Source organism: Sphingobium salicis subsp. salicis, from assembly GCF_049472635.1.
In the GTDB taxonomy this organism is placed as follows: domain Bacteria; phylum Pseudomonadota; class Alphaproteobacteria; order Sphingomonadales; family Sphingomonadaceae; genus Sphingobium; species Sphingobium yanoikuyae_A.
This window is the reverse complement of record NZ_JAYRCS010000001.1, coordinates 3765972-3777545: the sequence shown is the minus strand read 5'-3', so window position 1 is coordinate 3777545 and position 11574 is coordinate 3765972. Positions and strand designations below refer to the sequence as shown.

Sequence of the window (11574 nt, the reverse complement as noted above, 5' to 3'; positions counted from 1 at the left end):
GACTAGCATTCGTCTGAATCGAGTGCCAGATGGAGTTCTATCGATCCAGATGCTTCCGGTCTGAGATCGCCTGTAGGATCGTCGCGCCGGTCAGGTGCCCGCCCTCTTCCAAGACCGCGTCGCGCGCCGCGTCGTCGGCTGCGGCGACGATGTCCGCTTGGCTGAGCCCCTGGGCGATGGCGGACACCTCGTTCCACGGTACGCCGGACAGGTCGAACTGCGGCAGGCGCTGGGTGAGGAGCCGCCGAACGTGGTCGGGCGGTGGTAGGTCGTAGCGCACGATCGCCTCGAAGCGGCGGAAGAACGCGCGGTCGAGCAGCTCCTGATGATTGGTCGCCGCGAGGATGAGGCTGCCCGACGATTCCTCGTCGAGGAACTGGAGGAACGAGTTCAGCATCCGGCGCGCCTCGCCGATGTCGTTGTCGGCACCGCGCTTAGTCGCCAGCGCGTCTACTTCGTCAAAGAAGTAGACTCCCCGCGCGCCCTGCATGGCATCGAACACGATGCGCAGCTTAGCCGCGGTCTCGCCCATATATTTGGTGATGACGCCGTCGAGCTGAACTGTGAACAGCGGCAGTCCCAACTCGCCGGCGATCGCCGCGGCCGTCAGGCTTTTGCCGGTGCCCGGCGGACCCGACAGCAGCACCTTGCGCCGTGGCAGTAGTCCGCTCGCGGCAAGGAGTCCACGCTCGCGGTGTTCGCGCACGATCTTGCGCAGTCGCTTTTCGACGTCGTCGGCGAGCACCACGTCGGATAGACGCGTCTCGGGATAGGAGGCGCGGACCAGGGAGGCGAGCTCGCCTCTTGGCGCCGCGATCATCGTCGGCCGCGACGCTACCCGCCGCTCATCGGTCTCCTCGCGCAGGGATCCGACCAGCGTATCGATCTCGTCCGCCATGCGGTGGTGGCCGGCCTTGCGCGCGTCGGACGCGATGTGGTCCGCAATTGCGAGGAAACGCTCATCGTCGCCGGCAGCATGGCTGCGAATCATCGCGATAAGCTGCTTGCTGTTGGCCATGCGGGTGCTCCTATTTGCTCGCGGCGGATTGGTCGAGGGCTTTGATCAGCAGCTGGTCTGCGCGTTCGCGCAGTCTATCTGACGCTGACATTAAACACAACGCTTTACGCACTAGATCGGAAACGGATTCATTCGGTTTGACCGGATCGACGATGTTCTTCAGCTGTTGGCGCACATTTCTCGAAAAGGCGCTCGCCTTAAGCGACCGGCTAAGGGTCGACTTGTCGATGGCGATCATGTCGGCGACCTGTCCGATGCTTAGCCCTTGCACGTCCATGTGTGAACGCACCTGGTCAGCAAGATAAGTATCCTCGATGCGTGCGGGACGGGTCATACTCCTGAATTGCATAAACTGTTGCGTATATGAAGTGCAAAAACGACTTAACTGCAGCACGGTAGGCCCCGTCAGGACATTATTCGTCCGTGATGTCTCGCAAGGAGCGCGCGACTTGGGTGACCGGTTGCCGAGCAGGTGATAGGTGCCGGTGCGCTCGCCGCGGACGAGACCCGATTGGGCCAGCGATAAGCATCCTAAATTGGAAAGCGGAAGGGCCGCACCTGACAACGGAAATTCGACGGCTGAATGGCAAGGATGGGTCGGTTTCGTTGGGCGCGTAACGCCTTGGCTTGGGACTTTCCCGCCGTTTGTGCTGATCGCGGTGAACGACTGCTGTTGTCTGAAGCAGACGTCGACAGCGACAGATCTTATTGAACGCTGCCCCTTGTACCTGGATCGCATTGTCTGGTGCCGAGACCGACGGAAGACGCGGTCAGATAAGCGTCTGTAGGACCGATGCGCCGCTGACACCCGCCACGACTCCCCACGCGGGTATCTTTGCGAAGGAAAGCGCAACAAGCCCCGCCGCGGCGATCACGACGTCGGAAGGTGCTTCGATCGCGCTGGACCACACGGGATCCAGAAACGCGCTCGAGAGAATCCCGACAACGGCTGCGTTCGTGCCCGCGAGCGCAGCCTGAGCCCAGCTTCGCCCGCGCAGTACAGTCCAGAAAGGCAGCGCACCGACCAGCAGCAGAAGGCCGGGCAGGAAGATGGCGACGAGCGCAATGGTAGCGCCGGCAGCCCCGTTCGGCTCCGGCCCGCTCACCGCGCCTAGATAGGATGCGAACGTGAAGAGCGGCCCCGGGATCGCCTGAGCAGCGCCATAGCCAGCAAGGAACCCGTCCTCGCTGATCCAGCCTGATGTCACCACTTCAGCTTCCAACAGAGGCAGAACGACGTGCCCGCCGCCGAAGACCAAAGCGCCAGCGCGATAGAATGAGTCGAACAGGGCCAGCCCATGCGCACCGTTTGACGAAGCCGCGAGCGGGAGGCCGACAAGGAGAGCTGCGAACGCGGCGAGGCATAGCAGACCGACGCGGCGGCCGACGCCCGAGACGATGGTGGGCCGAACGGTCGCGTTCCCATTCCTGCAGAGCCACAAACCGACTGCGCCGCCCGCCGCAATGGCGCCGACTTGCCCGAGGGCGGTCGGCACGAAGGTAGCCAAGACCAGCGCTGCAACGGCGATGGTAGCGCGTTGCAGGTCCGGCGTGAGACTGCGCGCCATGCCCCAGATCGCGTGGGCGACGATCGGGACCGCCACGAGCTTCAGTCCGTGAACCAGCGCCTGCCCGAGCGGTCCGTTGAGCGCCCCCGCGCCGTACGCGAAGACGAACAGGATAATTGCCGATGGCAGCGTGAAGGCGGACCAGGCGGCGAGCGCTCCGGCGAAACCAGCGCGCTGCAGACCGAGCGCGAAACCGACTTGGCTGGATGCCGGCCCCGGAAGGAACTGGCACAGCGCCACGGTCTCCGCATAGGAGCGCTCATCCAGCCAGCGGCGGCGCAGCACGAGTTCGTCCCGGAAGTAGCCGAGATGGGCGACAGGGCCGCCGAAAGAGGTGACGCCTAGTTTCAGGAAGGCGCGAAAGACTTCGCCCGCGCTGCCCGCCTTTTCTGGTGCCTCACCTCGTCGCGGATGGCCATCATCCACGCCCGGAATCCGGAACCCGCCGCGTCTGCCAGCGCGCGGCATCGATCGACCATCGCCCAGCGCCGGAGAGAAGAATGAAGATCGACTCCATCACCATCGCAAAGTCGGTGCGCGTCTCGTGCGTCATGCTCAGAAAGCCATAACGGTCCAGATCGCGGACCTTGAACATGCCCCAATCATGGCCGAGCAGAATCGGCACCTTGGTCGTCATGATCGCGACCAGCATGATGATGATCAGCGGCACAGCCGCCGCGCGCGTGAACCAACCCGCCAATATCAATGCGCCGCATACAAGCTCGACCACGCCGACGAAGGGCCCCATCACCTCGGCATAGGGAATCCCGATCTTGGTGAACCGACCAGCCCCCAGGATCTCCGGGAAGACCAGCTTCTGATAGCCCTCAAGGATGAATACGAAGGCCAGGCTCAGGCGGATCAGGATCGCCCAATCGAGCTTGCCCGGACTTCGCCACCACTCACCAGCTGTTCGCATCGATAGCTTCCTCGTCTGCCGCCGTCGCACAGACCTTTAGGCCCACTTGGAACATGCGTAAACCATCGGCAGAAGACGATGGGTTGTTTTGACCTGTCACATCGGTAAAAGACGATGAATGGACTCGGACAAAGCACTCGCAGCGCTCGCTGCGCTCTCCCATCCCACCCGTCTGCTGACCTTTCGCATGCTCGTGAAGCATGAGCCGGAAGGGCTCTCGACCGGGGAACTCGTCGAGCTCGCCGGTCTGACACAGAGCACCTTCTCGACGCATCTCGCCGTGCTGGTGAAGGCAGGTCTCGTCGTTCCGGAAAAGCGCGGCCGCCAAATGATTCAGCGCGCCAGCATCGATGGCTTGCGCGAGCTCATGCTCTTCCTCGCCAAGGATTGCTGCGAAGGCCGCGCCGAGCTGTGCGAGCCGCTGCTGGCTGAACTCACCTGCTGCTGATCGGAGCCGAAAGCCATGCCCACCGACATCGTCATCTATCACAATCCTGATTGCGGCACGTCGCGCAATACGCTCGCGATGATCCGCAACGCCGGCATCGAGCCGCATGTCGTCGAATATCTGAAGACACCGCCCTCGCGCGCGCTGCTGCTCCAGCTCATCGAGCGTGCCGGCCTCACCGCGCGCCAGCTGCTGCGCGAGAAAGGCACGCCCTGTGCCGAACTCGGCTTGGGCGACGAGAGCGTGTCGGACGACGCGCTAGTCGACGCGATGATGGCGCACCCCGTCCTGATCAACCGCCCGCTGGTGGTGAGCCCACTCGGCGTCCGCCTTTGCCGCCCGTCCGAGGCGGTGCTCGACATCCTGCCGGAGCCGCAGCGCGGCGCCTTCGTCAAGGAGGACGGCGAGCAGGTGGTCGACGCTGCCGGCCGCCGGGTGGGCTGATGGCGACGCTTGCCTCCGAGGCGCAGCGGCCCGCGATGAGCAGGTTCGAGCGCTACCTGAGCCTCTGGGTAGCGCTTTGCATCGTCGTCGGCATTGGGCTGGGGCAGATGCTCCCCGGCGCATTCGCTGCCATCGCAGCCGCTGAAGTCGCCCGAGTGAACCTCGTGGTGGCGGTGCTCATCTGGCTGATGATCGTACCCATGCTGCTCAAAATCGACTTCGCGGCGCTCGGCTCGGTGCGCCAGCACTGGAAAGGCGTGGGCGTGACGCTGTTCGTCAACTGGGCGGTCAAGCCGTTCTCGATGGCGGCGCTCGGCACCCTGTTCCTCGGATGGCTGTTCGCGCCGCTGCTGCCGGCGGGGGAGACCCCTTCCTATATCGCCGGGTTGATCCTGCTGGCCGCTGCGCCATGCACAGCCATGGTCTTCGTCTGGTCGAACCTGTGCGATGGCGAGCCTGCCTATACGCTGAGCCAGGTCGCGCTCAACGACGTGCTGATGGTGTTCCTGTTTGCGCCGCTCGTCGGGCTGCTGCTCGGGGTCGCGTCGATCACCGTTCCGTGGGACACGCTGCTGCTGTCAGTCGTGCTCTACATCGTCGTCCCGGTGATCGTCGCGCAGATCATCCGCCGGATGGTGCTTGCCTCGGGCGGTCAGCCGACGCTCGACCGGCTGCTGGCACGGCTTGGTCCGGCGTCGCTTCTCGCGCTACTCGCGACCCTGGTCCTGCTGTTCGGCTTCCAGGGCGAGCAGATCTTGAGCCAGCCTCTGGTCATCGCGCTGATCGCCGTACCGATCCTTATCCAGGTCTATCTCAATGCCGGCATCGCCTACTGGCTGTCGCGCCGCTTCGGTGTCGCCTGGTGCGTGGCAGCACCGGCGGCGCTGATCGGTGCCTCCAACTTCTTCGAGTTGGCAGTCGCCGCGGCGATCTCGCTGTTCGGCCTTCAGTCCGGCGCGGCGCTTGCTACCGTCGTCGGCGTGCTGGTGGAGGTGCCGGTCATGCTCTCGGTGGTTGCGATCGTGAAGCGAACGCGCGGATGGTATGAACGGGGAGCGACAGCATGAGCCGCCTGCGCACGCTTCGCGATCCCGATCTCCTGCCGGCGCTAGATCCTGCGTATGTGCAGAGCCGGCCGGCGGAAGGCCTCGGCGCCGAGCAGCCACCGCCGCGCATCCCGCTCCTCTATGGATCGCTGCGCGAGCGGTCCTTTTCGCGACTGGCGACGGAAGAGGCCGCTCGCCTGCTTCAGCTGTTCGGCTGCGAGACGCGCATCTTCGATCCTGCAGATCTGCCCTTGCCGGACCAGGTGGCGGGCGATGACCACCCGGCTGTTCATGAGTTGCGTGAGCATGCGATGTGGTCGGAGGGTATGGTGTGGTGCAGCCCCGAGCGCCACGGCGCGATCACCGGCATCATGAAGGCGCAGATCGACCACTTGCCGCTCGAGATGAAGGGCATGCGCCCGACGCAAGGCCGCACATTGGCCGTGATGCAGGTGTCCGGTGGGTCGCAGTCGTTCAACGCCGTGAACACGCTGCGCCTGCTCGGGCGATGGATGCGGATGGTCACCATTCCGAACCAGTCTTCGGTCGCCATGGCATACAAGGAGTTTGACGAGGCCGGCCGGATGAGGCCCTCCAGCTACTATGACCGCATCGTGGACGTGATGGAGGAGCTGGTGCGGTTCACCGGGCTGCTCCGTCCCCATGCTGAGCAACTTGTTGACCGCTATTCCGAGCGGAAAGCGGGAGGCCGGAGCGGTGCGGCTGAAGATCATGCTGCGGCTGCGATCCGCGGCGGCTCATAGCCGCTGAATAACTGTAGGTTCCAACTGAGGGTAGCGGCAAGCTCGCTTCAGAAGACTACCGATCGAAATCGAGCGGCAACTGTCATCAGAAACGGACGTTTGTTGGGTCGATGCGGAACGACGTATTATGGTCGGCACGAGCCCACAGCATGTCTTGCGCATCCACGTCGGCAAGCGTTCTGCAAATGGCCAATGTGGCCATAGGAGAACGATCATGGAGATGCCTGAAACAGAACTCAACGCCACCAAGCGCCCGGTCTGGAATGCCGGAAGGACCGTGGGTGCAAAGCGTGCCCTGAAACCGAAACAGATCTGGGAAATCCGCTTCTACCTCAACCAGCGCCGCCGCCTACGAGACCGAGCGCTGTTCGATCTGGCGATCGACAGCAAGCTTCGGGGCTGCGACTTGGTGCAAATGAAGATCGGCGACCTTGTCAGCGGCGGACAGATCCGAACGCGGGCAATCGTCATGCAGCAGAAAACAGGCCGGCCGGTTCAATTCGAACTTCTGCCAGATGCTCGGGCCAGCTTGCTGGCATGGCTCGAACGCCGAGGCGGCACGGTAGACGACTATGTTTTCCCAAGCCGGGTTGATCACAATGGGCACCTGAGCACACGGCAGTATGCTCGGCTGGTCGACGAATGGGTGACAGGTGTCGGCCTGATGCGGAGCGAGTATGGCACGCACTCACTTCGCCGAACGAAGGCATCGATCATCTACAGGGCCACTGGCAACCTTCGTGCCGTCCAGATTCTTCTTGGTCACAGCAAGATCGAGAATACGGTGCGCTATCTCGGGATCGACGTGGAGGACGCGCTTGCCCTTGCAGAAAACACGGAGATCTGAAGCCTTGGGTGCCGTGTCCGGCAGTGAGCCGGATACGGCACCTGGGACAAAACGGTCGTTCGCGAGCCGGGCCGGCAATGGCAGGTCCCCATCTAACACCTGCCATTCCTGAAGCCCTGATGATCGTTCCCGGGATGCGCGGGACTGGCCGAGAAGAGACTGGCAGGTTTGTGGCGGGCAGCCCAAGATGGTTGCCATCAGATGCGGCTGCTGGAAATCACCTCAGTCTGTCCGCAATTTGCATCGCTGCAACCGTGATTTTCTGGATCAATCAATGAAATCTGAGCCTAAATGTTGTGACGACGGACAAACATCCACATAGATCGGATTGCCAACAAGGAGCAGACGACCATCACTTGTGCGAACGTTTGCGCTGATCCAGTGTTGTGCGCCGTCGGACACCCAGTCAAACACATTTTCGCGACGATCCTGATTGACTCGAAGCTGATGTTTCTGACCATCGATAAGCAGATCGATGATGCCGGCCGATACGCCCTTAACAGAGATTACCAGCCTCACCGACGCTCCCCTGCAGGCAAACAATGTGCCGCCCATGGCGATCTTGTTGCTTTCGCTCTCCGCCCAAATATCGATCATCCGGTTGCGCGTCCCGTCAATGTCGACAAATGCCCTGCCGGATCGAATGCCATCGATAAATCCCTGTGTCGACAGGTTGCGCATATAGATGACGGTGGTCGGCGTTCCGATGGCTCCAGGCTTATCGGCAGGAATGTCGGCATTGTGATTGTCGCTGCCACCGATCGCCGTGACGTGCTGGCCGCTGTCGAGCAGCTTGCGCCACAGGCCGAGCCCCTGCAGCGGACTTTCTGCCGATCCGGTTTCCGCCATCGTGCCGCCGTTCACCACCTCGACCGCCTGCACCGTGCCGGGGGGCAGGTCGGCGATGCGCCAGCCACAGCCCATGCAGATCTCGCCCGAGGGCGCGCCGGCATGGTTGAGCGAGACGATGCCGCCCTGCGCCTTCACCGCGTCCATCCATTTGGCCGCTTCGGCATAGGTGGATGCGAGCGTGCGGAAATCGAGAAAGTCGGTCGGGCCGAACACATTGCTATGGCCGAAGAAGGTCGTGACCTCCCGCCCCGGCAGCAGCAGCATCCTGTCGAACGCGCCCTGCAACCCGCGCAGGGCATCGAAATGCGCGGTTGTATTATGGTCGGTGAGCGCGATGAAATCGAGGCCGCGCGCTGCCGCTGCCTCGACCGTGCGATAGACCGGGCATGGTACCTTCTCGCCCTTTTGCGACAGGCATTTGCCGTCGCTGTTGCCGCTGTGCATGTGCAGATCGCCGCGATACCAGCCCGGCGCAGGGTTGAGCGGGGCGTCCTCGAACGCCGTCACCGCCGGAGCGCGATCGATGAAGATGCGGGCCTCGAACGGCGCCTGCGCGCCTTCACGGATATTTGGGACGCCAAGGATCAGGTTCCAGCGCCCGGCCGGCAACGGCCCCGGAAGATAGCCCGGCGTGGCATCCTCGGTACTCAAGGTCATATGGTCGCGCGACCCGCCGCTCCATCCGCGAAACCGCTCAGGGTCGGCAAGGCCCAGGTCGATGACCGATTTCTTGTCCTTGCCGCCATAGCTGAAACGGATGGTGACGCGCGTGACGCCCGCCGGCAGATCGAAGGGAACCTGCCGATACTGCTCATAGTCCGATCGGGTGATCGTGCCGGTGAGCGTCTGATAGGGGACCGCTTCCTTTGCCGCCTCGGCCGTGGCCGGTTCCGGCGCTCCGGCCCATGCAGGCACGGACAGCGACAGAGCAAGAGCGAAGGCGGCGAGCGATGCGATCCCCTTCCTCATGATCAGAACTTGTACATGAGGGCGGCGCGGAAGTTCCGGCCGATCAGCGGACGCGCGATGAAGGTGTTCGCGCCGGCATCGGCATTCTGCACTTCGCCCGCGCGCGGATTGCCTTCGGTCAGGCCCAGCGAGTTGGTGAGATTGTCGACATAGCCATAGAGCGACAGGCTTTCGGTCAGCTGCGCGCGGGCGCTGAGATTGATCGCGGAATAGCCCGGCAGGCGCACCGAGTTGGCCGTGTCGACGAAGCGCGGCCCCTGATATTCATAGGCGGCCTGGATGCGCAGCCGATCGTCGAGCAGGTTGACTGCGGGCACGACGCGCACGCTGACGGTCGGCACGCGGATCAGGCGGTTGCCGTCATAGTCGTTCACGCGCTGTGCCGAGTCCGTATAGACCAGCCCCTTATACTTCGGGTCCTGCAGGGTCAGCGTGGCCGACATGTCGAAGAAGCGCGCCGGACGCACCGTGCCTTCCAGTTCGACGCCGAAGGTCTGCGTATTGGCGAACAGTGCCTCGGTCCGCGACGCGCCGGTGTTGATGTCGAACCGGTAATTGGTGAAGCCGACATTGTTGTACTTGGTCCAGAAGCCGGTGGCATATACGTCGAAGAACCGGCTGTTATACTTCAGGCCAGCCTCGCCCAGGTGCATGGTCTGGGTGATCGGCGTCGCGGTCGGGCTGGTGATATAATTGCCGAGACCAGGCATGCGGTTGGCATAAGTGTAGCGCGCGAACATGCCGGCGCGATCGGTGAACTGATAGTTCGCGCCCGCCGTCGCCGTCGCATGCTTAAAGGTCCGGTCATAATTGGCGGTGAGGCCGCTGCCGGTGATGATCGACGAGGTCGAGGGCGTGCCCAGATTGACCGTCTGCTTGAGCGCCACGGATCCGCGTGCGTTCATGCTTTCCCAGCGGACGCCGCCGTCCAGCCGGAATTTCGGCGTGATCTGCCATTCGTCGGTGAGATAGAGGGCGTGCGTCGTCTGCTCGCCATGCGCGTCCTCCCACTCATAGCCATATTTGTAGATGCCGTTGGTGTCGGAGAAGCTGCGCACCACAGAGCCCGCCGCGTTGACCGCAACGAGGCTGAGCAGTCGGGCATTGTCCTGAACGTCGAGCAGCGCGGTGGAGGAATAGCGGCTGAAATACTGGTCGATCGTCGCGAAATAATAGCCGAAGGTGACGTCGTGCGTAGTCGATCCCATTTCGAAGCGATGGGCAATGCGCGTGTCGCTCATGAACTCCTTCACCGGCATTGTGATACCGCGCAGGCCGCCGTTGATGATCAGGCCGTTGCCGTTCTGGTTGGCAGTGTCGAAGACTTGGCCTCCATTGGTGTAGCGCAGCTGCAGCGCGGTCGCGCCGGGCGCCTGGGCCAGCAGGCCGGCATTGGCGGTCAGCAGGCTCGCGGCGCTCTGCAGGCTGTTGGGATACACGCCGTTGCGGCGCGTCGTCGTGTCGTTGTAGCGCGAGGTGTTGGTGATCTTCCAGCCGTCCATCGGCTCGATCTCGAAATTGGTGGTGATCTGCGTGCGCTTGATCTGCGTGCCGACGGTGTTGTCGAAATCATAGATGCTGCCATCGCCCTGACGCATCTTGATATGCGCCGTCTCCGGCCCGGCGACCGTGCCCTTGTGCCCGTCGAAACCGGGAACCGCGCGGATATCGCCATCAGGATAGGTCCGCATCGGAATGCCGGTGTAGAAGGCGACGATATCGTCCACGCGCTTCACGTCGACGCTGAACTTCGCATTCTCCCACTCGCGCGAGACGGTGGCGCGGATCTGGCCGCCCTTGTTCGCGGTGAAGCCGGGATCGCGCACACCGCCCTCCGAGCGGTAGAAGCCGCCGACCGCGACCTTCCAGTCGCCCACCGGCGCACCGATCCAGAAGTCGGCGCGATAGAGGCTGTCCGCGCCGAGCGTCACCTTGACAAGACCCTCGGCCCAGTCGCCGACCTTGCGCGGAATGAAGTTGATCGCGCCTGCGGGTGCGTTGGAATAGAAGAGCGAGGACGGGCCGCCGCGCACCACTTCGATGCGTTCGATCGTCTCGTCGATGCGGAATGCCTGGTCCGCGTTGAGATAGCCGAGCGCGGGATCATGCTGGACCGGGATGCCGTCTTCCAGAAGCTGGACCGAGCCGAAGCCGTCGACCGGTACGCCACGAGCGCGGACGTTGCCCGACGCTTCGCCGCCCGACGCCTCAACCCAGAAGCCGGGCACGGATTTCAGCGCTTCAGTAACGCTGGTCGGGGCTTGGAGGCGCAGATTTTCCTCGTTGATGTTGGTGACCGAATAGCTGGTTTCCGCCTTGGTCCGCACATCGGTGCCCGCGCGGCCGGTAACGATGATGTCGTCGATATTGCCGCCCTGCGTATCGACGGCATTGTCGGCGGGGGCCGGCTCCTGCGCCAATGCGGGCGTTGCGCCAGCGCACAATAAAGCGATGAGCGATGTGGTGATGCGCAAAGATTTCATGGTCGATGTCCCCTTCATGTCCGTTCCTGAAAGTCCCGGCGCAGGCGCAGCGGTCCCCGTTGCCGGAAGCGTGTCGCGCTGCCGGCATGGGCGAATGGCCATGCGTTGAACTGTCGGGGCGCAGACGGTGGAGGGGAGCACCGCCGCTACTCCACCCGAAAATATTTTTCCCGATGGCGGCGAATCGTCCTGCCCGGTGCAGTGTCAACCGAATGT

11 protein-coding genes are annotated in these 11574 nt (G+C 63.3%); 5 read left to right on the top strand and 6 right to left on the bottom strand.

What is annotated here, in order from left to right:
• Positions 1-37: 37 nt before the first annotated feature.
• The 4 genes from VHN57_RS18225 to VHN57_RS18210 all read right to left on the bottom strand — a co-directional run bounded on the left by VHN57_RS18225 (position 38) and on the right by VHN57_RS18210 (position 3535).
• Positions 38-1018 (bottom strand): AAA family ATPase, encoded by a 981-nt coding sequence (locus VHN57_RS18225; RefSeq protein WP_161730778.1) that lies wholly within the window; start codon positions 1016-1018, stop codon positions 38-40.
• Positions 1019-1028: 10 nt separating this feature from the next.
• Positions 1029-1352: a hypothetical protein gene (locus tag VHN57_RS18220; protein ID WP_214646904.1), complete on the bottom strand. Its 324-nt coding sequence runs from the start codon at positions 1350-1352 to the stop codon at positions 1029-1031.
• Positions 1353-1788: 436 nt separating this feature from the next.
• On the bottom strand, positions 1789-3012 hold the full coding sequence (gene chrA, locus VHN57_RS18215; protein ID WP_313041668.1) for a chromate efflux transporter: 1224 nt from the start codon (positions 3010-3012) through the stop codon (positions 1789-1791).
• Positions 3005-3535 carry a DoxX family protein gene (locus tag VHN57_RS18210; RefSeq protein WP_336508277.1) on the bottom strand — a complete coding sequence of 177 codons (531 nt, stop codon included), beginning with the start codon at positions 3533-3535 and terminating at the stop codon, positions 3005-3007. Before VHN57_RS18210 ends, chrA begins: the two co-directional genes overlap by 8 nt.
• A gap of 88 nt (positions 3536-3623) precedes the next feature.
• Between VHN57_RS18210 and VHN57_RS18205 the strand changes: the two genes are divergently transcribed.
• From VHN57_RS18205 to VHN57_RS18185, 5 genes are all read left to right on the top strand, one after another.
• Entirely contained in the window at positions 3624-3953 is a 330-nt protein-coding gene (locus VHN57_RS18205) for an ArsR/SmtB family transcription factor (RefSeq protein ID WP_161730781.1), read from the top strand.
• 15 nt (positions 3954-3968) lie between these two features.
• Positions 3969-4397, top strand: coding sequence for an arsenate reductase (glutaredoxin) (arsC, locus tag VHN57_RS18200; protein WP_161730782.1), 429 nt, complete (start codon positions 3969-3971; stop codon positions 4395-4397).
• Positions 4397-5464 carry an ACR3 family arsenite efflux transporter gene (gene arsB, locus VHN57_RS18195; protein ID WP_202600196.1) on the top strand — a complete coding sequence of 356 codons (1068 nt, stop codon included), beginning with the start codon at positions 4397-4399 and terminating at the stop codon, positions 5462-5464. Before arsC ends, arsB begins: the two co-directional genes overlap by 1 nt.
• Complete coding sequence (arsH, locus tag VHN57_RS18190; protein ID WP_161730783.1) at positions 5461-6207, top strand: arsenical resistance protein ArsH; 747 nt, start codon at positions 5461-5463, stop codon at positions 6205-6207. Before arsB ends, arsH begins: the two co-directional genes overlap by 4 nt.
• A 214-nt stretch (positions 6208-6421) precedes the next feature.
• Positions 6422-7054, top strand: a complete 633-nt coding sequence (locus tag VHN57_RS18185) for a tyrosine-type recombinase/integrase (protein ID WP_137406106.1) — start codon at positions 6422-6424, stop codon at positions 7052-7054.
• A gap of 267 nt (positions 7055-7321) precedes the next feature.
• Here the strand turns inward: VHN57_RS18185 and VHN57_RS18180 are convergent, their stop codons facing one another.
• Both VHN57_RS18180 and VHN57_RS18175 read right to left on the bottom strand, forming a co-directional pair.
• Positions 7322-8875, bottom strand: a complete 1554-nt coding sequence (locus tag VHN57_RS18180; RefSeq protein WP_010335852.1) for a CehA/McbA family metallohydrolase — start codon at positions 8873-8875, stop codon at positions 7322-7324.
• 2 nt (positions 8876-8877) lie between these two features.
• Positions 8878-11358, bottom strand: a complete 2481-nt coding sequence (locus tag VHN57_RS18175; RefSeq protein WP_029547435.1) for a TonB-dependent receptor — start codon at positions 11356-11358, stop codon at positions 8878-8880.
• Positions 11359-11574 lie beyond the last annotated feature (216 nt).